This is a genomic window from Mesorhizobium sp. B4-1-4 (assembly GCF_006439395.2).
In the GTDB taxonomy this organism is placed as follows: domain Bacteria; phylum Pseudomonadota; class Alphaproteobacteria; order Rhizobiales; family Rhizobiaceae; genus Mesorhizobium.
In genome coordinates this window covers 4,399,550-4,423,602 of the sequence record NZ_CP083950.1, presented here as the reverse complement: position 1 = coordinate 4,423,602, position 24,053 = coordinate 4,399,550, and the positions used below count along the sequence as shown (strand labels likewise).

Here is a 24,053-nt window from a genome sequence, read left to right as displayed (position 1 = left end):
CGGCCGCAACAATGACCGGGTTTGCCGAACGTCGCCGTGTTGCCACCGTTGCGCTGGTCGTGGCCAACTATGACGAGGCGATTGCGTGGTATGTCGGGCGGCTGGGTTTCCGGCTCGTTGAGGATGTCGATCTCGGCGACGGCAAACGCTGGGTGGCGGTGGCGCCGGCCAACGGGCAAGGTGCCAGACTGCTCCTGGCCGAGGCGTCGGACGAGGCGCAGAGGAAAAGCATCGGCAACCAGACCGGCGGGCGGGTTTTCCTGTTCCTCGAAACAGATGACTTCGCACGTGACCATGCGACGATGCTGGAACAGGGCGTCGAATTCCGCGAGGCGCCGCGTTTCGAGCCCTATGGCACGGTGGCGGTTTTCGCCGATCTGCACGGCAATCTCTGGGACCTCATCGAGCCCAAGCGATAACGCGCGGGCAGCTTTTTGTTCGATGCGGTAAAGCGGCCGAACCCCAGTTGCTTTTTGTCGGCCGTCAGCCTATATCGCCGGTTCTTGAGCGCGCCCATCGTCTAGCGGTCAGGACACCGCCCTCTCACGGCGGGAACAGGGGTTCGATTCCCCTTGGGCGTACCACGACATATCAAGCACTTAGCTCTGATCAACGGAAAACCGTCAAAATAGCGGTTAAAAGCTTGCGCCCCACCACCCTCGGTGCTGCGAGCCGGCTGATCGTCGAACGGATTCGTCACCCACCAACCCGGTGTCGCCAATTGACCGAATACACCCAATTTAAGTCAGGCCGCGACGCTTGAAAGCATAGCGATTTCTGCTAGTTGCGGCGCGGGGTTGCATCCGCGGCAGCGCGGATTTGGGTTGGGGTAGAGTTGGAATGGCCTCGGTGAAGATAATTTGCCCGCGCTGCCACGGCTGCGGCAAGGTTTTCGATTGCTCAAGATGGTGTACGTCAAAAGGACATTGCTGTCCGCAAGGGACGCATCAGACCGGTTGCCCCGGGAAGACCCTCGCCTGCACCGAGTGTGGCGGCGTGGGGATACTGGCGGAAACGGAGCTTAGGGCTGTGGTATAGCCTGGCTTCGGTCAGAACGGGCGGTTTCGCGTTGCGATTGTGCCCTGCATCATCTGGAAAAGCCCTCGACCTTGAACGCCAAGCCTCCTTGCACCGCCGCGCATCGCTAGGAATCGTTGCTGCTGGCGCCGCAGGGCTGATTGCATTAGCATCACGACATGGATCTTGAAGCCGGGCTCAGGCGGCGCGCAGAACGCCGGATGCCGGGCAGGTCCGCACGGGCGGCTGGTGCCGCTGGGAGAGGCCAATGCAGAAACTGCAATCGCAGGGCGTCCATCACATCACGCTGGTCGGCGCCGGGCGCCAGACCTCAATCGATTTCTGGGAAGGCGTGCTTGGCATGCCGTTCATTTTCGAACAGCCCAACCTCGACAAGGCCAGCGAGAGCCATCTCTATTTCGATCCGGGCGACGGCCGGCTGATCACCGTCTTCACCGATGAGAGCCGTACGCCGCAGAAGCGGCGCACGCCGACCGATCCGGGCTGCGTCCATCACATCGCGTTTGCGGTGTCGCGCGTCACCTTCCTGCAAGCGGTCGCCCGGCTCGACGAGCGCGACATCAAGCACAGCGGCGTCAAGGATCGCGGCTTCATGGATTCGATCTATTTCGAGGATCCGCTCGGGCTGCTGATCGAGCTCGCCTCCTACCGTTTCGAGCCGCCGGTGGGCTTTACCCATGCCGACGTGCTGATGGAAGCGCACAGGCTGCGTTTGGCGCGCGGCGACTACAATATCACGGAAGTGCATCTCGCCGACGCGATTCAGGCGCTCGTCGAGCGTTCCCGCGCAACCTTGTCGAACGACCGGACACCGAAGAATCCATACTGAACGGATCAGAGGGAGGAGCAAATGGCGAAGACAGCGACGAAGAGTCCGAAGAAATCCGCGGCGAAATCAGTGGCCAAGCCGGCGGTGAAATCAGCCGTAAAGCCGGCGGCAAAAACAGTGGCAAGGCCGGCGGCCAAGGCCACTGCCAGGCCCGTTGCGAAGGGCAAGGCGAAATCGGCGAAGAAACCTGCCGTGAAGCTCAGCATGCTGAAGCCCAGCGTCAACAACATGACTGTACGGGTGTTCGCGCGCGCGGCCGGGCTGGATGCCGCCGAAACCGATGCCTGGGGCCATACGCGCTCGCCCGAATTCACCGCGCGAAACCCGTCCCATTTGACGCCGATGATCGAAGACAAGGGCCTTCCCAGAGGTGTGTTGTGGGAAAGCTGCGCCATCATGCAGTATCTCGCAAACAAGCACGGGCTGGAGAAATTCTACCCCAAGGCGCCGGCCAAGCGGGCCATGGTCGACAGCGCCATGTTCTATCTGGTCGGTACGCTCTACCCGTATGTGGCGCGCGCCACCTATCCGTTGCTCGGCTTCCCGCAATATGCCGGCGAGGTCGGCCACAGCGACGCCCACCCGGACAAGAAGTCCGAAGCGCAGAAGGCCGCCATGGCCGCGATCGCCGAGCCGCTGGAGATCTTCCACAGCTTCTTCAGGAACGGCAAGCCGTTCATCGGCGGCAAGCATCCGTCGATCGCCGACATCCGGCTGGCGGCGACGCTCGAATTCCTGGCTGTCATCGACTATCCGCTGCCCAAATGGGCGAAAGAGTACATGGCGACGATCGAGAAGAAGCTCGGCAAGGCCTATGCCGAGCCGGCCGGCGACGTGCGTGGCTATATCGCCCATGTGAGGTCGCAGGCGACGGCCTGAGGTTAAGGGTTCGTTAACCAAGCCCCTGTCTACTGTCAGGAATTCACCCCGCGACCACGGATGTACTGGCACAATATCGGTGAAAGGAAAGGTCGGCTCATTGCCGGCCTTTTGCTTTTCGGCCCCATGCTGGAACATCACGGGACAGCGATCAGGCAACGCCAGAGCATCAACTTTTTGCGCCGGGATATTGTCATTGCCGGCGTTGGCTCTAACATCCCTTTCAACGGGTCGGGCAAAGAATGTCGGCTTGGGAGCGAGATGAGGGCTTGCAATGAAAAGCATGGCTGCGACGCTGATCATCGCCGGCGGAATGCTGGTTGGCACAGTCCTCCCGTTGCATGCCGCAACGCTCAACACTATGGATGATGTCGGGGCAGCGATTCAGGCATGCTGGACGCCGCCGCCCGATGCCGGGGATTCGACCGTAACCCTGAGCTTCAGTTTCAAACGCGACGGCACGCTGATCGGCGCGCCGCGGCCGACCGCCGCCAAGGTGGCCGGTGACGACAAGGCGCGGAAGTCGTTCATCGACGCGGCGGTCGCGGCGGTCAAGAATTGCACGCCGCTGAGCTTTTCGCCGACGCTGGCTCAAGGCATAGGCGGCAACGTCTTCACGCTGCAATTCGTCTCGCCGAAGAAATAGCCGTTCTTGCAGAGTTTTCCGGGTTGTCCTGACGCAGATGGGGCCGGGAAAGCTCATATATATATCAACTATATATCAACGGTCCGACAACGGCTTCCAGCTCTGCCAGGATGGCTTTTCGGGCGAGCCCCCGGTCAATGGCTCAGGCGCCGTACCTTGGCATGCCGTGCCAGGTCCGGTGTCTCGAAGACATAGTCGCTCCACGCCGATTCCGGAATTTGCCCGGCCAGATAGCACTCCAGCAACAGGTTTTGCTCGGGAGTGAGCGGCCTTGGCGCGCGCTCGTGATCCAGCCCCAGGGAATGAAAAAGGTTCCTTGTCAGTTCCGATACCGTGAAGTGGATCGACATCCGCGTTCTCCTTTGCCCCTTCAACGCCGCAACCCGGGCAAGGTTTCAGGAGCAGGCCCCGGTAACGACGGATTGATCGTTCGCCCGGTAAACAGCGCAAATGCACGGCGCGAACTGCCACGGCCGGCTTCTTCAACGCTTGCGCGGACCCTGCCAGTAACTGGACGAAAGGTGCAGCGCCCTATACTCCGGGTATCGCCCAGCGGCAGTCGATCGAGGCCGGCAAGCGGCCGGGTGCGCGTGGTACGGCCCGGCCACTTCCCGGGTAGCGAGGAGCCTGCCGCTTGCCCGATAGAACCGTGATCTGCCTGGAACAGCCGCGTGCTTGCGGCGTTGTGATCGACACCAGCCGGGAGAGACGCCATGGCCACGTTCAGGGAAATGAGGGTTCTGGAGATCGTCGAGGACGGCTCACTGACCAAGGATGAGAAGATCGCTGAACTGCGCAAGATCGAATCCGAGGCACGCGGCCTGCAGCGAGCCGCGTCGGAAAGCCCGATGGGCGAAGATGATGGCTGGCAGGACGATTTGCGCCAGGTTCGGCTTGCGCTCGACAAACTAGGGGCAAAGGAGCCGAAGAAGGGCGCGGCATCGCTATAGGTGCGCTGTTTGCCACAAAGCTCTGGCGAATTGCGGGGGCAGTTCATTGTTTCGCGGAAACGAAGAACGGCTCCATCTCCTGGTTTCAAAGTAATTTTGGTCTCGAGCAATTCCGAGCGGGAAGCTGCTTTGCAGCTTTGCGAGGATTGCCCTAGTCGCAGACCATGCGAACCCTTTCGCCTGGCGCGCTCACATTCCTGCAGGCCAGTTGCCTTTCCGGCTCGGAGGATGGCGGAGACGGCGGCGAAAGCCTCGTCTGGCGCCGTCTCTGCATGGCCGGCTTCACGACCTTGCGTTCGGAAAACTGCCCAGGCTGCTGCGGCGGCACCGGAATGGCGCCATTGTTGACCTGCGGTTGGTAGTCGACATTGGGCGGCGGCCGATCCCAGAAACGCCTGGCGTCGAGGGGTCGCGGGATGATGACCGTGCCGTCATAGCTTCGCGAGCAGCCACTGCCGAAAAGCAGCGTCACGCCCAGCAAGAAAGGCCCTATCCGTCCATACATTAGCAACACCCCTGCGGGCTTATAACGCGGCCTTGGTCCACCAGACAACCGGACGGAATAACGCAGCAGGAACCGCTCGGTTGCTCCGTTAAGGTTAGCGGATCGTTAATGCTTGTCGGGCACATTCCGCCGACGAACCGCGGAGGGAGGGTTCGACCTTGTTTTTCGGGGTGGGGACAGCATGGCGGAAGCGGACGAAGCGATCGGCGGGCGCGGCAAGGGCGGGGCAGGCAAGGGCGGGGCAGGCAAGGCAACAGCGGATGGCGGCGACAGGTCATCGTGCACGCCCGATCTGGATTGCGCCGACGCGCTCCGCCAACTTGTCGAGCTGGGCTCGGACTGGGTCTGGGAAACCGACGACGAGCTGCGCTTTTCCTGGCTTTCGCCAAACTACCAGGCTGCCACCGGTATCGATCCAGCCAATGTGCTTGGCCGGTTCCGCTTCGATTTCCTCAACCAGGTCCTGAAGGGCAAGCGCAGCGCGACAGCGCATCTGGAAGATCTGCAGGCGCACCGGCCATTCCGCGATTTCATCTACGAACTGAAGGGAGGCCGCGACGACTGCCGCTGGGTGCTGACCTCGGGCTTTCCACGGTTCGACGGTGAAGGAAAATTTGCCGGCTATCGCGGCATAGGCCGCAATGTCACCGCGCTGGCCAGCGCCTTCGGAGACAGTGAGCACAAGGAGGGCGAACGATTTTCTTCGGAAAGCCTCGCCAACCTTCGCGCGATGGTCGATTCAATGCCGATCGGCGTGGTCGTCCTCGATGCCGACATGCGTGCCGAGGTGATCAATCGCGCCTTCTATGATTTCTGGAAGATCGATCCCACTCGCGCCGGCATCGGCTCGGCCTTCCGCGATCTGATGGAGGCCAGCCGCGGCATCGATCCCTACGGCGCCGATGAAATTGCCTGGCAACGCCACACCGCCGAGCGCGAAGCCGAAATCAGGGCCGGCGTCGCCGGTTCCAGACGATTGCCCCACAATGACGGGCGCACGCTGGTCGCATCGCTGGCACCGCTGGCCGGCGGCAAGCGGCTCATTTCCTATGTCGACGCCACCGACATGAAGAGCCGTGAAACCGAGCTCGCCGACGCGCTGGAAAAGGCGAGGCTGGCGGAGGCGGTGATCAACGCGGTCGAGAATCCGATTTTCGTCAAGGACGATCATCTGAGATTCGTCTTTGTCAACGAGGCGTTCGCGGCGCTGTTTGGCCAGACGCCGCAAGCCATGCTTGGCAAGCCTGGCGACGATTTCCTGAGCCCGGCCGAGGCCGCGCTCTTTGAACGCAGCGAACGGGAAGTCCTGTCGACCGGACAAATCTACGAAGTCGAGGAAAATTTCGAGGACGAAGGTGTCGCCCGCTCGCGCATCGTCCGGAAAAACCGCGTCCGCATGCCCAGCGGCCGCGACTATGTCGCCGGTTTTCTCTTCGACATCTCGGAGATGAAGCGGCGTGAGACCGAGGCGCAGGATGCGCGCAAGCATTTGGCCAGCGTGCTCGAATCGCTACCGGCCGGCGTGATCATCTACGATCGCGATGACAATTTCGTCTTCGCCAACCGCAAGATGAAGGATGCGGTTCCGGAACTGGAGACGGTATGGCAACCCGGCCGCACCTTCCGGGAAGCGTTGGCATCCGGCAATTCCGCCGGTTATTTCCGGCAGAGCGGCGATCCGGAGCTCGACAAGCTCTACGACAGCGATCCGCAGCGTTGGGTCGACGGGGTCCTCGCGCGGTGCCGCCTGCCCAGCGCGTCGTTCGAGCGCGTCAATCCCGACGGCAGCTGGCATCAGGTCTACGACATGCGCACCGATGACAGCACGTTCATCGGCGTGCGCGTCGACATCACAGGCATCAAGAGCCGCGAGGCGGCGCTGCGCGACTCGATGCGACAGATCGATCTCTTCCGGCACGTCATGGACGAGTTGCCGGTGGCAGCCTTCATCAAGGCGCAGGACCTCAGCATCGAATTCGTCAACAAGGCCTGGTGCGCTATTACAGGCCTGGCCAAGGAAGACGTCATCGGCCGGACCGACCGCCAGCTGTTCGGCGCCGAGGCGGCGGAAAGCTACGGCCATGACGACAGCGATGTCGTGGCGACCGGCAGCGTGCGCGAGGTCGAGGAGCCCGTCACCCATCGCGACGGCACGGTGCGGCAGTTAATGACGCGCAAGAGCCGCCTGGTGGCCATCGACGGATCGGTGCATCTGGTCGGTTCCAGCACCGACATCACCGAGGTCAAGGCACGCGAGCAGGCTCTGGAGGAGAGCATGCGCGAGAACGAGGTGTTTCGCAGCCTGATCGACAATGTGCCGGTGTCGATCTACGCCAAGCGCTCCGATCTCAGGCAGTTCTACGTCAACAAGGGCTGGTGTGATCTCACCGGCTTCAGCAAGGAAGAAGCGATCGGCAAGACCGATGTCGAGATCTTCGGGCCGGATGGCGAAGCCTTCGTGGCCGGCGATCTGGCCGTGCTGCGTACCGGCGAAACCCAGGAGATCGAGGAGACGGTGCGGTTAGCCGACGGCAGCGTCAGGCACCAGTTCGCGCGCAAGGGCGCGATGATCGCCTCCGACGGTTCGCTCTACCTGATCGGTTCGACCACCGACATCACCGAGCTGAAGCAGCGCGAGGCGGAACTCAGCGAGGCACGCCAGCGCGCCGTCCTCGCCGACCGCGCCAAGTCGGAATTCCTCGCCAATATGAGCCACGAGATCCGCACGCCGATGAACGGTGTGCTGGGCATGGCCGAACTCCTTGCCAAATCCAATCTCGATGCGAAGCAGAAGACGTTCACCGACATCATCGTCAAATCGGGCAACGCGCTTCTGACGATCATCAACGACATCCTGGATTTCTCCAAGATCGATGCCGGCCAGCTGGTGCTGGACCCGGCGCCCTTCAACCTTGGCGAGGCGATCGAGGACGTGGCGACGCTGGTTTCGACACGCGCCAAGGAAAAGGATCTCGAGCTCATCGTGCGCATCGAGCCGGGGCTCGAAAGCCTGTTCATCGGCGATGTCGGCCGCATCAGGCAGATCGTCACCAATCTGCTCGGCAATGCGGTGAAATTCACCGACGAAGGCCATGTGCTTGTCGATGTGACCGGCGAGAGGATCCCGACTGGAACCAGGTTGACGATCTCCGTCACCGACACAGGCATCGGTATCCCCGAGGACAAGCTGAAGCAGGTGTTCGAAAAATTCAGCCAGGTCGACACGTCCTCGACAAGGCGGCACGAAGGCACCGGGCTCGGCCTTGCCATCACCTCGCGGCTGGTCGAGCTGATGGGCGGCACAATCGGTGTCGAGAGCGCCGAGGGCAAGGGCTCGACTTTCTGGTTCACGGTAACGCTGCCCAGGGCTGAACAACAGCAGGGGCAGCGCATCATGCCGGTGGACGTCACGGGCGCGCGCGTGCTGATCGTCGACGACAATGCCGTCAACCGCGCCATCCTGACCGAGCAGATGACGTCATGGACGTTCGATTCCTGCGCGGCCGAAAGCGGCGCCGAGGGGCTGAAGGTGCTGATCGCCGCGGCCGCCTATGGCGTGCCCGTCGATTGTGTCGTGCTCGACTACCAGATGCCCGGGATGAGCGGCGCCGAAATGGCCCGCATCGTGCGCAACACCGAAGGCCTCGCCGACACGCCGATCATCATGCTGACCTCGGTCGACCAATCGCTCGCCAACACCAGCTACCGCGATCTCGGCATAGACGCCCAGCTGATCAAGCCGGCGCGCTCCTCGGCGCTCCTGGAAACGCTGGTCGGGACCATCCAGCGCCATCGCCATGCGACGAACGGCCACGCCCAGCCGCCGGCAGGCGAGGGCCTCGGCGCTTCCCAGCGGCGGCCGCTGGCGCCGTCCGAACAACGCGCGCAATTGCAGCCGCCGCCGGTTCGTCCGAGGCCTCCCGTCACCGGCGGTGGCGGACATCGGCTGGATATCCTCGTGGCCGAGGACAATGAGGTGAACCAGATGGTCTTCACTCAAATTCTCAGCGAGACCAGCTATGGTTTCGAAATTGTCGGCAACGGCCGCAAGGCGCTCGACGCCTTCGGCAGGCTCAATCCGTGCATGATCCTGATGGACGTCTCGATGCCGGAGATGAGCGGGCTGGAGGCAACCGCCGCGATCCGTCGGCTGGAACAGGAAACCGGCACGCATGTACCGATCGTGGGCGTCACCGCGCACGCGCTCAAGGGCGATCGCGAACGATGCCTGGAGGCGGGCATGGACGATTATCTGCCCAAGCCGATCAGCCCGAGGGCCCTGCTGGAGAAAGTCGAGCGCTGGATTAGCGCCGGCCAACAGGTCCAGCGCAACGCGGGATAGCACCGCGTCGGCCGGTTCCAGCAATCCGAAGAGGCGGGCCGGAGGGAATCAGTCGGGATTTGCTGCTACCCCTGCGTGCAAAGACTATGGTGCGATCGCACCATATCAAAGGCGGTGCTTAGCCGGGACAATGGCAACATCGAATTCCGCTCTTCTCAGTTACGGGCGGGAGCAGCGACCGCCGGCAAGAAACAGCGTCACTCTACCCCAACGGACCTGTTTTCGGCGATGGCCCGGCCACGACACGCTCTGGCCTCGAGCAACGCGCTCCCGTCCGGATTTTCTTCATCCGAGCCGGCCCGGCGAATCCAACGCCGGCTTCGAGCCAGCAATGGCTCAAGCCACTGATTCCCGGGGCAAACCCGGACCGGGCCGCAACCATGCGAAGCTACCGCCTTTCCCCGCGCCGGCGACGCGTTACCCGGTTGACACGAAACTGTCATGCGACTGTTATAATCGAAGGCTATTGGCCTCAGCGGGCGCCGGCAAAAGGGCGCCGAGAGACCATCTTCCGAACAGGAGCAGGCCACATGAGACATTTCATCCGCTCGGCGGCCGTTGCGATTGCAATGGCTGCGGCGTCCACCTTCACCATGTCCGCAGCGTTTGCGGCTGATATCTCCGGCGCTGGCGCCACTTTCCCCTACCCGATCTACGCGAAGTGGGCCGACGCCTACAAGAAAGAGACCGGCATCGGCCTCAACTACCAGTCGATCGGTTCCGGCGGCGGCGTCAAGCAGATCAAGGCCAAGACCGTTACTTTCGGCGCTTCCGACGCGCCGCTGAAGGGTGAAGACCTCAACTCCACCGGTCTCGCCCAGTTCCCGATGGTGATGGGTGGCATCGTGCCCGTCGTCAATCTCAAAGGCATCAAGCCGGGCGAACTCGTTCTCGACGGCACGACGCTGGCCGATATCTTCCTCGGCAAGATCACCAACTGGAACGACGAGGCGATCAAGAAGCTCAATCCCAAGGCCAAGCTGCCAGACCAGGCGATTGCCGTTGTCCACCGTTCGGACGGCTCGGGCACCACGTTCAACTTCAGCTACTATCTCGCCGACGTGAACGCCGACTGGAAGTCGAAGGTTGGCGTCAACAGCGCGCTCGAGTGGCCGGTGGGTATCGGCGCCAAGGGCAATGAAGGCGTTGCCAACAACGTGTCGCAGACCGGCGGCGCCATCGGCTATGTCGAATACGCATATGCCAAGCAGAACAAGCTGACTTACACCGACATGATCAACAAGGACGGCAAGAAGATCGAGCCGACCGCGAAGGCGTTCTCGGCCGCGGCGGCCAATGCCGACTGGAACTCACAGCCGGGTTATGGCGTCATTCTCGCCAACCAGCCGGGCGCCGAGTCCTGGCCGATGACGTCCGCGACCTGGATCCTGCTGTACAAGAAGCCCGATGACGCCGCGGCGACCAGCGAAGCGCTCAAGTTCTTTGCCTGGTCCTATGCGAAGGGCGACAAGATGGCGGGTGAACTGGACTACGTTCCGATGCCGGACAAGGTCGTCAAGAGCGTCGAGGAAATGTGGAGCAAGGACATCGTCGGCAGCGACGGCAAGTCGCTCTACGCCGCCAAGTAACTCTCTTTGTCGAAGGGAGGACGCCTTTGGCGTCCTCCCATTTCTTTCGAATACGAGGGGCTAGATGACCACCGTTTCAGAAGCTACGCCGTTATCGAGCGTCATGCGGTCCAGGGATGCGACAGTGCGGCGCTTCGCCTTCACGGACATGGTGTTTCGGGAGGCTACACGCTCTTCTGCCGTCCTCGTCCTGCTCATCCTCAGCGGCGTCGCCATCTCGTTGTTTGCCGGCTCATGGGAAGCCCTGTCTAAGTTCGGCTTTTCCTTCCTGACGACCGAGGCATGGAACCCGGTCACCGAGAATTTCGGCGCCCTGTCGCCGATCTACGGCACCATCGTCACGTCAGCCATCGCAATTCTGATCGCCGTTCCCATCGGCATCGGCATCGCCGTCTTTCTTACCGAACTTTGCCCGCGGCCGCTGCGGCGCCCGATCGGCATCGCCGTCGAGCTTCTGGCCGGCATCCCTTCGATCATCTACGGCATCTGGGGCCTGTTCGTGTTCGCACCGTTCCTGCAGACGACGATACAGCCTTTCATCATCGACATCTTTCACAACGTGCCCGGGCTCTCCAGCCTGTTCGCCGGCCCGCCCTATGGCATCGGCCTACTGACGTCGTCGCTGATCCTGGCCATCATGGTGCTGCCGTTCATCACCTCGATCACCAAGGACGTGTTCGACACAGTGCCGGCGGTGCTGAAGGAATCGGCCTACGGCATCGGCTGCACAACCTGGGAAGTCACGCGGCGCGTGGTCATTCCCTACACCCGTGTCGGCATTATGGGCGGCGTTATGCTCGGCCTCGGCCGCGCGCTCGGCGAAACCATGGCGGTGACCTTCGTCATCGGCAACGCGCATCGTATCAGCGCCTCGCTGTTCGCGCCGGCGACGACGATCTCCGCGACGATCGCCAACGAATTCACCGAAGCCGACGGCCAACTCTACACCTCTTCACTGGTGGCGCTCGGCCTGATCCTCTTCGTCATCACCTTCATTATCCTTGCCATCGCACGCTATATGCTGATGCGCATCGACGCCCGCACGGGAGCCTGACCAATGTCGACGTCCCTGGCACTCCACAACAGACGCAAGAGAAGGAACGGCGTGATGATGGCGCTCTGCGTCGTCGCCGCCGGCATCGGCCTTGCCTGGCTGGCGCTGATCCTCGGCGCCCTGGTCTACAAGGGCCTGTCCGGCGTTTCGCTGGCGGTCTTCACCGAGATGACGCCACCGCCCGGCGATGCCGGCGGCCTGCTCAACGCCATCTATGGCAGCGTCGTGATGACCGTCATCGGCGTCATCGTCGGCACGCCGATCGGTGTGCTGGCCGGTACTTACATGGCCGAATACGGACGCTTCTCGAAGCTGACCACGGTGGTGCGTTTCATCAACGACATCCTGCTGTCGGCGCCGTCGATCGTTATCGGCCTGTTCGTCTATGAATTGCTGGTGCGGCCGATGGGGCACTTCTCCGCCATCGCCGGCGCCGTCGCGCTGGCCATCCTGGTCATCCCGGTCGTGGTGCGCACCACAGAGGACATGCTCAACCTGGTGCCGAACGCCTTGCGCGAGGCAGGCACCGCGATCGGCGCACCGCGCTGGGTGGTCATCCGCTCTGTCGCCTATCGTGCGGCACTCTCCGGCATCGTCACCGGCATATTGCTGGCCATCGCCCGCATCTCCGGCGAGACGGCGCCGCTGCTCTTCACCGCGCTCAACAACCAGTTCTGGTCAAGCAATCTCAACGCGCCGATGGCCAGCCTGCCTGTCACCATTTTCCAGTTCGCTCTCAGCCCTTACGAGGAATGGCAGCAGCTGGCGTGGACCGGCGCACTTATAATCACCCTAACGGTTCTCGGGCTGAGCATCTTCGCCCGCAGCCTTACCGGACGCAGAGAGGACAGATGAAACCGATGTTGTCCACCGATTTGAACGTGGCCGAGGCTGCCGTGGAAAAGGCCAAGATCGAGGTCAAGAACCTCAATTTCTACTATGGCCAGTCGAAGGCGCTGAAGGACATCAGCCTGTCGCTGCCCGAGCGCAGTGTCACCGCCTTCATCGGCCCTTCGGGCTGCGGGAAGTCGACGCTGCTGCGCGTCTTCAACCGCATCTACGAGCTCTACCCGAGGCAGAGCGCCGAGGGTCAGGTGCTGCTTGACGGCCGGAACATTCTCGACCGCTCGCAGGACCTCAACCTGCTGCGCACCAAGATCGGCATGGTGTTCCAGAAGCCGACGCCGTTTCCGATGTCGATCTATGAAAACATCGCGTTCGGCGTCAGGCTCTATGAGAAGATCAGCAAGGCCGAGATGGACGGCCGTGTCGAGCAGGCGCTGAAGCGCGCGGCTCTGTGGACCGAGGTCAAGGACAAGCTCAACGCCAGCGGCCTCAGCCTTTCGGGCGGCCAGCAGCAGCGTCTTTGCATCGCCCGCACCGTGGCGGTGAAGCCGGAGGTCATCCTGCTCGACGAGCCGGCATCGGCGCTCGACCCGCTGTCGACCGCCAAGATCGAGGAATTGATCGACGAGCTGCAAGCCGACTACACGATCGTCATCGTCACCCACAACATGCAGCAGGCGGCGCGCGTGTCGCGCCAGACGGCTTTCATGTATCTGGGCGAGCTGGTCGAGTTCGATCGTACGGAGAAGATCTTCACATCGCCCCGCGAGAAGCGCACGCAGGACTATATCACCGGCCGCTTCGGCTGATCTCACGCATACGAGGACCAGGATCATGGCCGAACACACAGTCGCTTCTTTCGACGAGGATCTCGGACAGATCAGCAGGCTGATCAGCGACATGGGCGATCTCGCCAGCTCGATGGTCGGCGGCGCCACCAAGGCGCTGCTGAACTCCGACAACGCGCTGGCACAGCGCGTTGTCTCCGACGACGTCATCATGGACGCGCGCCAGCGCGAACTCGACGACCGCGCCATCACGCTGATCGCCAAGCGCCAGCCGATGGCCGACGATCTGCGGCATGTCGTCGGGTCGATCCGCATGGCCGGCGACCTCGAACGCATTGGCGACCTTGCCAAGAACATCGCCAAGCGCGTCGGTACGGTCGGCCTGTCCACCACGCCGCGCGACCTGTCGCATTCCATCGACGCCATGGCGCAGCTGGTGCTGATCCAGGTGCAGGGCGTGATCGAGGAGTATGCGGCGCACGATGCCGAAGCCCTCGCCAAGCTGCGCGCCGATGACGAACGTATCGACGTCAAATACACCTCCGTGTTCCGCGAACTTCTCACCTACATGATGGAGGATCCGCGCAACATCACGGCTTGCACGCATCTGTTGTTCTGCGCCAAGAATCTCGAGCGCATCGGCGACCATGTGACCAACATCGCCGAGAATGCCTACTATGTGCTGACCGGTACGCAGTTGCCCGCGAATCGTCCGAAGCAGGACGAAACGGCGATGTCGGCGCCGGCGGCTTGATCGTCAGAGCGGTTCACCGTTTTACGGAAAACCGCTCTCTCTCTTGTTTCCATGCAATTCCGGACGGAAAACCGCTTCACACTTTTCCTGGAATTGCCTTAGAGGTGACCAGTCGATGATCGCGCCACGCATCATGGTGGTGGAGGATGAGGAGCCACTCGGCGTGCTCCTCCGCTACAATCTGGAATCGGAAGGCTACCAGGTCGAGGTGGTCCCGCGCGGCGACGAGGCGGAGATTCGCCTGCAGGAGAACGTCCCCGACCTCCTGGTGCTCGACTGGATGGTGCCGGCTGTGTCCGGCATCGAACTCTGTCGCCGGCTAAGGATGCGGCCCGAGACCGAGCGGCTGCCGATCATCATGCTGACGGCGCGCGGCGAGGAAAGCGACCGCGTGCGCGGCCTTTCGACCGGCGCCGACGATTATCTGGTCAAGCCGTTCTCGACACCGGAATTCATGGCCAGGGTCAAGGCGCTGCTGCGCCGCGCCAAGCCGGAAGTGCTGTCCAGCGTGCTCAAGGTGGGCGACATCGTGCTCGACCGCGAATCACATCGCGTCTACCGCAAGAAGAGCGAGATCCGGCTCGGGCCGACCGAATTCCGCCTGCTCGAATTCATGATGCGTCATCCCGGCCGGGTGTTCTCGCGCAGCCAGCTGCTCGACAATGTCTGGGGGGAGACGATCTATATCGACGAGCGCACGGTGGACGTGCATGTCGGCCGGTTGCGCAAGGCGGTCAATAACGGCCGCATGCCCGACGTCATCCGCACCATTCGTGGTGCGGGGTATGCAATCCGCGAGGATTGAGCGCGACTTTATTCAGGCCACGTTCTTCCCGGAGCCGGCTTTCGCCTGCATGCCCGGCGCGAAAATCTCCTGGTCGACGAAGGTCAGCGCCCGCATGGCGCAGCCCTCGCGGATCAGCGGCAACTCGTTGGGCTCGGTGTCGAAGGAAATCGATTTCGAGTGCTGGCCGCCGGCGGTCTGGGCGATGGCCTCGCGCAATGCCGGCTCGATCAGGTCGAAGGCGGCGGCGCTGACGCCGACCATGGCGACGGGGGCGGGATCGATCAGCGCGAACAGGCTGCCGAGGCCGTAGCCCAGCGCCTCGCCGGCCCTGCGGTAGGCCTCGCGCTCGGGCCCGTCCGTTTGCCGCGCCGTCGCCGCCAGCGCCCGCATCTGCGCGTCGCTGACATCGGCGACCGGCTCGGTGTCCTCGCTGAGCTGCCTGGCGTTGCGCCAGATGGCGTAATTGCCGGCATAGGCTTCGACGCAGCCGCGCCGCCCGCAGCGGCAGAGCGCGCCGCCTGGCCGATGGATCATGTGGCCGAATTCGCCGCCCGAGGAATGGGTGCCGGTGAAGAGCTCGCCCTTCAGCACCAGGCCCATGCCGATACCGTGCGAAAGGAGAATGGCGATGAAGTCGTCGCGGTAACGCTCCGGATCGCGCCAGCGCAGCGCCACCGCCATCATGTTGCAGTCATTCTCCACGGTGGCGGGGATGCCGAACTCGGCTTCGAGTATGTCGGCGAAGGCGATGTCGGTCTGCGGCGTGATGGGCGACCACAGCATTGCCCGGGCATCGGTGTCGGTGATGCCCTGGATCGCCAGCGCGATGCGGGCGACGCTGCGCACGTCGAGGTCGGGATCCTCCAGGCGCCGCCGCACGATGGCGACGCATTCGCCGATCAGTGCATCGCGCGACATGGTCAGCGTGTCCAGCCGGCGCTGTTCCTCTGATATGACCTGGCCGGCATAGTCGATGACGGCGACGGACAGGAAATTCAGCGACAGCACCACGGTCATCACCGTTGCGGCTTCCGGATTGAGGCCAAGCCCGACCTGCGGCCTGCCGCGTTTGAGCGCGCCGGCCTCGCTCGGCTTGCCTTCGGCCAGGATACCTTCGCCGATCAGATCGGAGGAAATCGCCGATATGGTGGAGTGGCTGAGGCCGGTGGTCGCGGCGATTTCGGTGCGCGAGGGCTGGCCGGCCCGGCGCACGGCCGCAATCACCATTGCGCGGTTGCGCCGGCGCAGATCGTCGTGGCGGATTCCGACCGACATGCCTTTCCAATATCCTCCCGGTCGCCGCGGCTCGTCGTGCCCCTCGAACACTGCGGCAACAGATCAAATACTGGCAGAAGCGGCCGGCGATGTCATTTATTTATTGCGGGGCTCGAAAAAAGTTCTCGGCCCTCAAAATCCATCAGAATCATTGTTGACAGCCTTCCGGCGATGCATCACTATTTTTTTTGAGGCTCGAAAAAATAGAGCCTTTGTGCCGGCCTTCGGGTCAGTTTGGTCGCGCCATACGCGGCGCAGGGAGGATATCATGAAGAGATTCGCAGTCGCCATCCTGGCGGGTGTCGCCATGTCACTGACGCTCGCGTCGGTCGCGCAGGCGAAGGGCAAGGTCATCGGCGTTTCTTGGTCCAACTTCCAGGAAGAGCGCTGGAAGACCGACGAGGCCGCCATGAAGAAGGCAATCGAGGCCGCAGGCGACAAGTACATCTCCGCCGACGCGCAGTCCAATCCGGGCAAGCAGCTCACCGATGTCGAGAGTCTGATCTCGCAGGGCGCCAATTCGCTGATCATCCTGGCGCAGGATGCCTCGGCCATCGGCCCGGCCGTCCAGAAGGCGCTGGACGAAGGCATTCCGGTCGTTGGCTATGACCGCCTGATCGAGAACAAGGACGTCTTCTACCTGACCTTCGACAACAAGGAAGTCGGCCGCATGCAGGCCCGCGCGGTGTTCAAGGTCAAGCCGGAAGGCAACTATGTCTTCATCAAGGGCTCGGGCGCCGATCCGAATGCCGACTTCCTGTTCTCGGGCTCGATGGAAGTGCTCAAGCCGGCCATCGACAGCGGCAAGATCAAGAATGTCGGCGAGGCCTATACAGACGGCTGGCTGCCAGCCAACGCCCAGAAGAACATGGAGCAGTTCCTGACCGCCAACGACAACAAGGTCGACGCCGTGGTCGCCGCCAATGACGGCACCGCCGGCGGTGTCGTCGCGGCGCTGACCGCGCAAGGCCTTGCCGGCACCGTGCCGGTGTCGGGCCAGGACGGCGACCATGCCGCGCTGAACCGCATCGCGCTCGGCACTCAGACCGTGTCGGTGTGGAAGGACGCGCGCGAGCTCGGTAGGAATGCCGCCGAGATCGCCTCGCAGCTGGCCGACGGCAAGAAGATGACCGACATCGCCGGCGTGAAGGACTTCACGACGCCTGGCGGCAACACCGTCAAGTCGCTGTTCCTGACCCCGGTCGCCATCACCAAGGACAATCTCAACGTCGTCATCGATGCCGGCTGGATCAAGAAGGACGAAGTCTGCGCGGGCGTCGCCGCCGGCACCGTCGCGGCCTGCAACTAAGCTGGCCTGTTTCTCTCAGATATAGACGCCGCGGCCCTGGAACGTTTCAGTGTTTCTTGAATCGCTGAACCGTTCCAGCCCATTGTTTCCCGCAATTCCGGACGGAAACCGCCACGCACTTTCCTGGAATTGCCTCAAAGCCGCGGCGTTTTCTCAAAAAGATTTGTGTTTCCGCATCAGGCGGATAGCTTCTAGGCTGGGCTCCGGCGTCCGCGCCAGACGGCGGCCAGTGGGAGGAAATCATGACCGACACGACGTCCAACCCGCCGCAGGTCGATACCGCACGCGCCTCGGAACTCGGCGCGGTCGCCCGCTTCCTGAAGGCAACCGAGATCGACACCCGCATGCTCGGCATGATCGGCGCCCTGTTGCTGATCTGGGTGGGGCTGCACGTGATTTCGAGCCTGCGTCTGGGCGTCAATCCGCTCGATTTCGACAGCCGCACCTTCCTCACGCCGCGCAATCTATGGAACCTCTCCGTACAAAGCTCCGCGGTCGCCATCATGGCCTGCGGCATGGTGCTGGTCATCGTCATGCGCAACATCGACCTGTCCGTCGGCTCGGCCGAGGGCCTGATCGGCATGGTCATGGGTTTTGCCCAGGTGCATTTCCTGGTTCGGTTCGTCGGGCTTGAACTCGGCAATCCGTGGATCTGGGTGCTCGCGCTTGTCATTGGCCTGGTGCTGGGCCTGCTGATCGGCGCCTTCCAGGGCTTCATCATCGCCTATCTCGAAGTGCCGGCCTTCATCGTCACGCTGGGCGGTCTGCTGGTCTGGCGCGGCGCTGCCTGGTGGGTCACCAGCGGCCAGACCGTGGCGCCGCTCGACGCCACCTTCCAGCTGATGGGAGGCGGGCCGGCCGGATCGGTCGGCGCCACCTGGAGCTGGATCATCGGCATCGTCGCCTGCCTCGCCGTGGTGTTTGCGCTTTTCAACGGGCGGGTGCAACGCAAGCGCTTCCGTTTCCCGCTGCGCCCGATCTGGGCCGAGACGCTGCTTGGCGCCGTCACCTGCGCCGCCATCATGGGCGCGGTGTGGCTGGCCAACTCCTATCCGTGGCCGATCGGCATCGTGAACAGATACGCCGCCGCCAACAACATCACCGTGCCCGAGGGCGGCCTGTTCATCGCTCACGGCGTCGCCATTCCGGTGCTGATGGCGGTTGCGGTCGGGCTGATCATGACCTTCATCACCAACCGCACCCGTTTCGGCCGCTATGTCTTTGCCATCGGCGGCAATCCGGAGGCCGCCAATCTCGCCGGCATCAACACGCGCTGGATCACCATGAAGGTGTTCATGATCATGGGCGTGCTGGCCACGATCGCAGCCGCGATTTCGTCCGCCCGGCAAAACTCGTCCACCAATGTGCTTGGAACATTGGACGAGCTGCTCGTCATCGCCGCGGCCGTCATCGGCGGCACGTCGCTGGCCGGCGGTTCGGGAACGATCATCGGCGCCATGCTTGGCGCGCTGCTGATGCAGTCGCTGCAATCCGGCATGGTGCTGCTCGGTGTCGACTCGCCGCTGCAGAGCATCGTCGTCGGCGCCGTGCTGGTCATCGCCGTCTGGCTCGACACCGTCTATCGCAAGCGGGTTTAGAGGATACGATCATGGCTGACAAAAACGCTCCCGCCGGCCCGCCGCTGGTCGACATGCGCAACATCTCGATCGCCTTTGGCGGCATCCGGGCCGTCGATGACGCCTCGATCGATCTTTTCCCCGGCGAGGTCGTGGCGCTGCTCGGCCACAACGGCGCCGGCAAGTCGACGCTGATCAAGATCCTCTCCGGCGCCTACAAGCGCGACGCCGGGCAGATATTCGTCAATGGCGAGGAAGCCACGATCACCAACCCGCGCGATGCCAAGAAATACGGCATCGAGACGATCTACCAGACGCTGGCGCTGGCCGACAATGTCGACTCCGCCGCCAATTTGTTTCTCGGCCGCGAGCTGATGACCGCCTGGGGCACGCTCGACGACGTTGCGATGGAGGCCGAGGCGCGCAAGGTGATGGGGCGCCTCAATCCCCGCTTCCAGCGCTTCAAGGAGCCGGTCATAAAGCTGTCAGGTGGGCAGCGGCAGTCGGTGGCGATCGCACGCGCGATCCTGTTCAACGCCCGCATCCTGATCATGGACGAGCCGACCGCGGCGCTTGGGCCCCAGGAAACGGCACAGGTCGGCGAACTGGTCAGGCAGCTCAAGTCCGATGGCATCGGCATCTTCCTGATCAGCCACGACATCCACGATGTGTTCGAACTGGCCGACCGGGTCTGCGTGATGAAGAACGGCCAGGTCGTCGGCACCGCGCGTACCACGGATGTAACCCAGGACGAGGTGCTCGGCATGATCATCCTGGGCAAATGTCCTCCTGGCGCCATTCCCGGACCGGGTGCGCTGAAGATCGCCGCCTGAGGCCTATCGGTCGCGCCCGGCATTGGCGGACCAGGCCCGCGTTGCCGCTCATGTGATATGCCAGTGATCGCGATGGCTTGGCCTGGCCATTGTGTTGGCCCGGCGACTTGCCCATAAAGGTCCGGTATTGCCCATGGACCGCATCATCCGTTGAAGAGACTTTTTCCAATCGTTGCGTTCATCGCCGTTGCGCTGATCAGCATGACCATGGCTGGGTTCGCCTATTTCGCGACGCAGGAAGCCGCCCGCATCAAGTTCGAAGCGGCGGCCGACGACGCACTCAACCGGATCGAGAGCCGGATCGACCTGCATCTGTCGCTGCTGCGGTCGACGCAGGCCCTGTTCGATGCCCGCAATGGCGACATCTCCCAGAACGAGTTCAAGGCGTTCTTCGACGCGCTGGATATCGACAACAATTTCGCTGGCCTGGGTGGCATCGGCTTCCTTCAGCTTGTCAAGACGGGCGACGAAGCGGCGGTCGAACGCGATATCCTGCACGATTTTGGCGCGAGCCATCCGGTCTATCCGGCCTCGACGCAGCCCTGGCGCGCGCCCATCACGCTTTTCGAGCCGCTGGATCCCTCCAGCCAGTCCAGCATCGGCTACGATATGTTCAGCGAACCGGTGCGGCGCGCGGCGATCGAGAAGGCAATGGCCGATGACCAGCAGCACGCGAGCGGGCTGGTGCAACTGGGCCAGGGCACGGGTGTGGCGCAGACCTTCACCGGCTTCCTGGTCTTCGTGCGGCTCAACGTCGAAACCGCACCGGAGGTCATCAACGCATCGCGATCCTCGACCGCGGGCTTTCTTTACGCCGCCTTCCGGGCCCGCGACCTGTTCCAGATCGCGCTCAGCCGCGCGCCGCTGCTGCCGGTCAACACCGAGATCTATGACGGCGCGGTGAACGGCGACAATCTGCTGTTCCGGTCGGAGACGCCACCGGTTTCGGCCCTTGGTGACCGGCTGCTGGTCACCCGAAAGATCACGGTGGCCGGCCGTCCGTGGACCGTGCTGTTCAGGCCGACCAGCGCCTTCTCACAACCGTCGTCGCGCGCCATCCCGATGATGCTGGGGCTGTTCGGCCTGCTGCTGGCGGGCGCCATCGCGCTGGTGGCCCGCTATCAGGAGCGGGCCTACGAGGCGGTATCGCGCCTGCACGAAACGACCGAAAAGAGCCTGCTCGAAAAGGACCTGATGCTGCAGGAGATGAAGCATCGCATCAAGAATTCGATCACCAGGGTGCTGGCGATCGCGCGGCAGACGGCTTCGCGGGCGACCGATGTCAACGAGTTTTCCGCATCCTTCTCGGCCAGGCTGCAGGCCATGGCTGCGTCGCAGGACATGCTGACGCGCTCGCGCTGGCAGAAGGCCGATCTCGCCGACCTCCTGCGCATCGAGCTCGGTCAGGTTTTCGGCAAGGAATTGCCCGACGAGCTCCTCTCAGGCCCGGAGGTGCTGCTCGACGAGACCACGACGCAGGCGCTTGGCCTGACCTTCCATGAGCTGGCGACCAACGCGCTCAAATACGGCGAAGCCGGCAATTCCGTTGGCGCGCTCAAGGTGGACTGGCTGCTGGAAGGGCGCGGGCGCGAGCGGACGCTGGCCCTCAACTGGCGGGAGGCCGGAAACAAGAAAATCGAGGCGCCGGCCGAAACCGGATTCGGCACCAAGCTGATCGACCTCAATGTCACGCGCGAACTGCGCGGCACGATCAAACGCGATTTTCAGGCCGATGGTCTGAAGGTGGAAATCAGAATTCCGCTGGTCGGCTAAATCTGCCGTCACCAGGCCAAGCAACAGATCGCCGGTCAAGAAAATCCGGAGGCACGATACCGGCCTCCGGATCTGGATTCCGTTGTCGCTGACTAGTTGCAGCGCGCCGTGTAGATGCGGCCGTGGCGATCACGGTATTGGCAGTAGCCATTGCGCAGGTTGCGCACCAAAAGGCCGGAACCGGCACCAACAGCCGCACCGACCAGTGCGCCCTTGCCGCCGCCGACCAGGCCGCCGATACCGGCACCAATCAAGGTACCGCCAGCCACATCCTTTTCGGTGCTGGTACAGCCGCTGACCGCGACCACCGCAACCATGGCAATAATCATTTTCCGCATAGAGTCACTCCTCACTTTGTGTCCTCACTTTAGTAAACTCCAACCGCCATTTAGCATGAAACAACGGTCTTTGCTGCTCGAATTTATTGTTGGCTAAGGTCGTCTTTTTCTGGGCGCGCCGCGTTAGATGCCATAACGGGGCTGGAAATCGCCAGCGAAGCGTCGAGGCTGCCATCAGGGCGCACATTCCAGACGATCTGGTCGTAGTCATCCTCGAGCGCGGGATCGACAGCCAGGCATTTGGCAACGATGTGCTGCGCCTGCCCCTGAACGTCGCCCATGGCGAAGGGACGCTCGGCGGTGCATTGGTCGGCGGTTGCGAAGACGCTGACCGGCACCTGCAGTTCACGGCACTCGGCCATCGAGTTGGTGCAACCGATGACCAGCAGCAACGCGGCGATGTGTTCCATGGAGAAATATCCTCTCGCCACAACAACGGACCGCATCGCCAGAAAGTTCCTTTTCTACCCAGGGATAGGCGAATAATGCCGGCCCGCCAGCAACAGATTTCCGCAATGGCCCCCGTCACCTGTTGGAACGGCGGCCAGACCATATCCGAGCCGGCCCCCAGCCAGGACGCCGATCGCGATCAGGTGAACTGGAACAGCACTGTCAGGAGGATTGCCGCGACCAGCGCCAATGCAACGATGTCCGGTAACCGGTTGCGGGCAGCGGGAAGCGATTGCGCGGATGTCTCAGGGTCCAGAAACTCGCCCATGGAAATTCGGGCGGCCTGTTCCAGCCTGTTCATGTCGGCAACCGTCAAGGGCATCCTCCCGTACCGAGCTGTAAATGCTCCTGCGGAAATGTCCAAAAAGGCCGCAGGTTCCGCTGGTACCTGAGAAAAACAGTATTCATTCTCATGGTGAATAGCCGGTTAAGAATCGCTGCTTGTCGTGGCCCGCTCATTGAGTATCGAAGTTGCTGTGCGGAACGGTAAGGCGGTATTCAAGATGGCCATCGGCGATGTCGAGGCTCGCGGTTCCACTCAGGGATGCCGGCACCACCCGTTCCAGCGCGACGCTGCCGAAACGCTTTTGCTTGCCTCGGCCGCCGTTGGTGCCAATGGTTTCGGCCCATATGAGTGACAGGGTAACTTCACCGGTGGCGGCAGTGTTGAGATCGGCGGTCACCTCTACGAAACCATCCGGCCGGGACAGGGCACCGTAGCTGACCGAATTGACCGCGAGTTCATGCATCGCCAGGCCGATATGCAGCGCGGCGTTTGGATTGAGGTAGGGATTGGCGCCTCGGAAGCGAAGGCTATGCGGTGTGTTCGTCTCGTAGCGGCCGACCTGGCTCGCCACCAACTCATGGAGCGCCGCGCCGCGCCAGTTGGAGGATGTCACCAGATCCTGGGAAGAAGCCAGCGACTGCAGCCGGCCGCGAAAACGCGTCAGGAAGTCGCTGATGCCATCGGAATAGCGACCGGTCTGGGTCGCGATGCTCTGGATGATCGCCAGGAGGTTCTTTGAGCGGTGGCTGACTTCGCGCAGAAGCGTTGTCAGCGTCTGTTCGCGCCGTTTCTGCTCGGTCGTCTCGACCATGGTGGTGACTACACCTTGCACGTCGCCGTCGTCGCCCCGGTCGGCATCAACCCAAACCTGGAACCAGCGCACGCCGTTCTCGACCGGCATACTGATCTCAAGGTGCTGAGGATTGCCAGTCACGACCACATCGCGCTTGGCGGCGCTGATGCGGTCGGTCTGCGCCAGCGGCAGGATGCCGTTGCTATCGGTATTGTCCGAAACCCAGGGCGCACGCATGTTGCGGGCCCAGACGGTCTTCATCTCGCGATCCTGATAAAGGACCGAGATTCCAGCATTGTAGAGGGCGTGGAGTAAAGCCCGGCCAAGCTGCATGCCGCTTTCTGCCGGATGCAGGGCAATGACCTCGTCGCTTCGTGCGCTTTCCGTTTTATCTGGAGTCCTGGAGCGCATC

The 24,053-nt window shown here is 62.8% G+C and carries 23 protein-coding genes and 1 tRNA gene; 17 read left to right on the top strand and 7 right to left on the bottom strand.

Annotated elements, in window-relative coordinates:
* Positions 1-11: 11 nt before the first annotated feature.
* The 5 genes from FJW03_RS21215 (at position 12) to FJW03_RS21195 (ending at position 3,392) form a co-directional block, all read left to right on the top strand.
* Positions 12-419: a VOC family protein gene (locus tag FJW03_RS21215; protein ID WP_140608892.1), complete on the top strand. Its 408-nt coding sequence runs from the start codon at positions 12-14 to the stop codon at positions 417-419.
* 90 nt (positions 420-509) lie between these two features.
* Positions 510-584 (top strand) — tRNA-Glu (locus tag FJW03_RS21210).
* Between the two features lie 701 nt (positions 585-1,285).
* A complete protein-coding gene (locus FJW03_RS21205) occupies positions 1,286-1,867 on the top strand; it encodes a VOC family protein (protein WP_140765968.1) in 582 nt (193 codons plus the stop codon).
* Between the two features lie 21 nt (positions 1,868-1,888).
* Complete coding sequence (locus tag FJW03_RS21200) at positions 1,889-2,746, top strand: glutathione S-transferase family protein (protein WP_140765967.1); 858 nt, start codon at positions 1,889-1,891, stop codon at positions 2,744-2,746.
* A 274-nt stretch (positions 2,747-3,020) separates the two neighbouring features.
* Positions 3,021-3,392: a cell envelope integrity protein TolA gene (locus tag FJW03_RS21195; RefSeq protein WP_140699524.1), complete on the top strand. Its 372-nt coding sequence runs from the start codon at positions 3,021-3,023 to the stop codon at positions 3,390-3,392.
* Positions 3,393-3,526: 134 nt separating this feature from the next.
* On the opposite strand, the gene FJW03_RS21190 is transcribed toward FJW03_RS21195, so the two are convergent.
* A complete protein-coding gene (locus FJW03_RS21190; protein WP_140699521.1) occupies positions 3,527-3,742 on the bottom strand; it encodes a hypothetical protein in 216 nt (71 codons plus the stop codon).
* Between the two features lie 363 nt (positions 3,743-4,105).
* Here FJW03_RS21190 and FJW03_RS21185 point away from each other — a divergent pair, with 363 nt between their 5' ends.
* Positions 4,106-4,342, top strand: coding sequence for a hypothetical protein (locus FJW03_RS21185; RefSeq protein ID WP_140608882.1), 237 nt, complete (start codon positions 4,106-4,108; stop codon positions 4,340-4,342).
* A gap of 151 nt (positions 4,343-4,493) precedes the next feature.
* On the opposite strand, the gene FJW03_RS21180 is transcribed toward FJW03_RS21185, so the two are convergent.
* Positions 4,494-4,814 (bottom strand): hypothetical protein, encoded by a 321-nt coding sequence (locus FJW03_RS21180; RefSeq protein WP_226890708.1) that lies wholly within the window; start codon positions 4,812-4,814, stop codon positions 4,494-4,496.
* 214 nt (positions 4,815-5,028) lie between these two features.
* On the opposite strand from FJW03_RS21180, the gene FJW03_RS21175 reads away from it, so the two are divergent.
* From FJW03_RS21175 to phoB, 7 genes are all read left to right on the top strand, one after another.
* The gene (locus FJW03_RS21175; protein WP_226890423.1) at positions 5,029-9,189 is read left to right on the top strand and encodes a PAS domain-containing protein; all 4,161 of its coding nucleotides are present in this window, start codon (positions 5,029-5,031) and stop codon (positions 9,187-9,189) included.
* A gap of 530 nt (positions 9,190-9,719) precedes the next feature.
* Entirely contained in the window at positions 9,720-10,778 is a 1,059-nt protein-coding gene (pstS, locus tag FJW03_RS21170) for a phosphate ABC transporter substrate-binding protein PstS (RefSeq protein WP_140608876.1), read from the top strand.
* A 64-nt stretch (positions 10,779-10,842) separates the two neighbouring features.
* Positions 10,843-11,832, top strand: coding sequence for a phosphate ABC transporter permease subunit PstC (pstC, locus tag FJW03_RS21165; RefSeq protein ID WP_140608874.1), 990 nt, complete (start codon positions 10,843-10,845; stop codon positions 11,830-11,832).
* A gap of 3 nt (positions 11,833-11,835) precedes the next feature.
* Positions 11,836-12,687 (top strand): phosphate ABC transporter permease PstA, encoded by an 852-nt coding sequence (gene pstA / locus FJW03_RS21160; protein ID WP_140765963.1) that lies wholly within the window; start codon positions 11,836-11,838, stop codon positions 12,685-12,687.
* Positions 12,684-13,487: a phosphate ABC transporter ATP-binding protein PstB gene (pstB, locus tag FJW03_RS21155; RefSeq protein ID WP_140765961.1), complete on the top strand. Its 804-nt coding sequence runs from the start codon at positions 12,684-12,686 to the stop codon at positions 13,485-13,487. Before pstA ends, pstB begins: the two co-directional genes overlap by 4 nt.
* Before the next feature lie 25 nt (positions 13,488-13,512).
* Positions 13,513-14,220: a phosphate signaling complex protein PhoU gene (gene phoU, locus FJW03_RS21150; RefSeq protein WP_140608868.1), complete on the top strand. Its 708-nt coding sequence runs from the start codon at positions 13,513-13,515 to the stop codon at positions 14,218-14,220.
* A 115-nt stretch (positions 14,221-14,335) separates the two neighbouring features.
* Positions 14,336-15,025: a phosphate regulon transcriptional regulator PhoB gene (gene phoB, locus FJW03_RS21145; protein WP_032917568.1), complete on the top strand. Its 690-nt coding sequence runs from the start codon at positions 14,336-14,338 to the stop codon at positions 15,023-15,025.
* A gap of 12 nt (positions 15,026-15,037) precedes the next feature.
* On the opposite strand, the gene FJW03_RS21140 is transcribed toward phoB, so the two are convergent.
* Complete coding sequence (locus tag FJW03_RS21140; protein WP_140698489.1) at positions 15,038-16,282, bottom strand: ROK family protein; 1,245 nt, start codon at positions 16,280-16,282, stop codon at positions 15,038-15,040.
* Positions 16,283-16,550: 268 nt separating this feature from the next.
* Here FJW03_RS21140 and xylF point away from each other — a divergent pair, with 268 nt between their 5' ends.
* The 4 genes from xylF (at position 16,551) to FJW03_RS21120 (ending at position 21,774) form a co-directional block, all read left to right on the top strand.
* Entirely contained in the window at positions 16,551-17,591 is a 1,041-nt protein-coding gene (xylF, locus tag FJW03_RS21135) for a D-xylose ABC transporter substrate-binding protein (protein ID WP_140743024.1), read from the top strand.
* A 242-nt stretch (positions 17,592-17,833) separates the two neighbouring features.
* The gene (locus FJW03_RS21130; RefSeq protein WP_140765959.1) at positions 17,834-19,189 is read left to right on the top strand and encodes a sugar ABC transporter permease; all 1,356 of its coding nucleotides are present in this window, start codon (positions 17,834-17,836) and stop codon (positions 19,187-19,189) included.
* Between the two features lie 11 nt (positions 19,190-19,200).
* Positions 19,201-20,001, top strand: coding sequence for an ATP-binding cassette domain-containing protein (locus FJW03_RS21125; protein WP_140765957.1), 801 nt, complete (start codon positions 19,201-19,203; stop codon positions 19,999-20,001).
* 150 nt (positions 20,002-20,151) lie between these two features.
* A complete protein-coding gene (locus FJW03_RS21120; protein ID WP_140765955.1) occupies positions 20,152-21,774 on the top strand; it encodes a CHASE domain-containing protein in 1,623 nt (540 codons plus the stop codon).
* A 92-nt stretch (positions 21,775-21,866) separates the two neighbouring features.
* Here FJW03_RS21120 and FJW03_RS21115 read toward each other — a convergent pair whose 3' ends face one another.
* From FJW03_RS21115 to FJW03_RS21100, 4 genes are all read right to left on the bottom strand, one after another.
* Positions 21,867-22,112 (bottom strand): YMGG-like glycine zipper-containing protein, encoded by a 246-nt coding sequence (locus FJW03_RS21115; RefSeq protein WP_140608856.1) that lies wholly within the window; start codon positions 22,110-22,112, stop codon positions 21,867-21,869.
* 83 nt (positions 22,113-22,195) lie between these two features.
* Positions 22,196-22,522 (bottom strand): hypothetical protein, encoded by a 327-nt coding sequence (locus FJW03_RS21110; protein WP_140608854.1) that lies wholly within the window; start codon positions 22,520-22,522, stop codon positions 22,196-22,198.
* Between the two features lie 179 nt (positions 22,523-22,701).
* Complete coding sequence (locus FJW03_RS21105) at positions 22,702-22,884, bottom strand: hypothetical protein (protein WP_226890422.1); 183 nt, start codon at positions 22,882-22,884, stop codon at positions 22,702-22,704.
* Between the two features lie 133 nt (positions 22,885-23,017).
* Complete coding sequence (locus FJW03_RS21100) at positions 23,018-24,052, bottom strand: sensor histidine kinase (protein ID WP_140765953.1); 1,035 nt, start codon at positions 24,050-24,052, stop codon at positions 23,018-23,020.
* Position 24,053 lies beyond the last annotated feature (1 nt).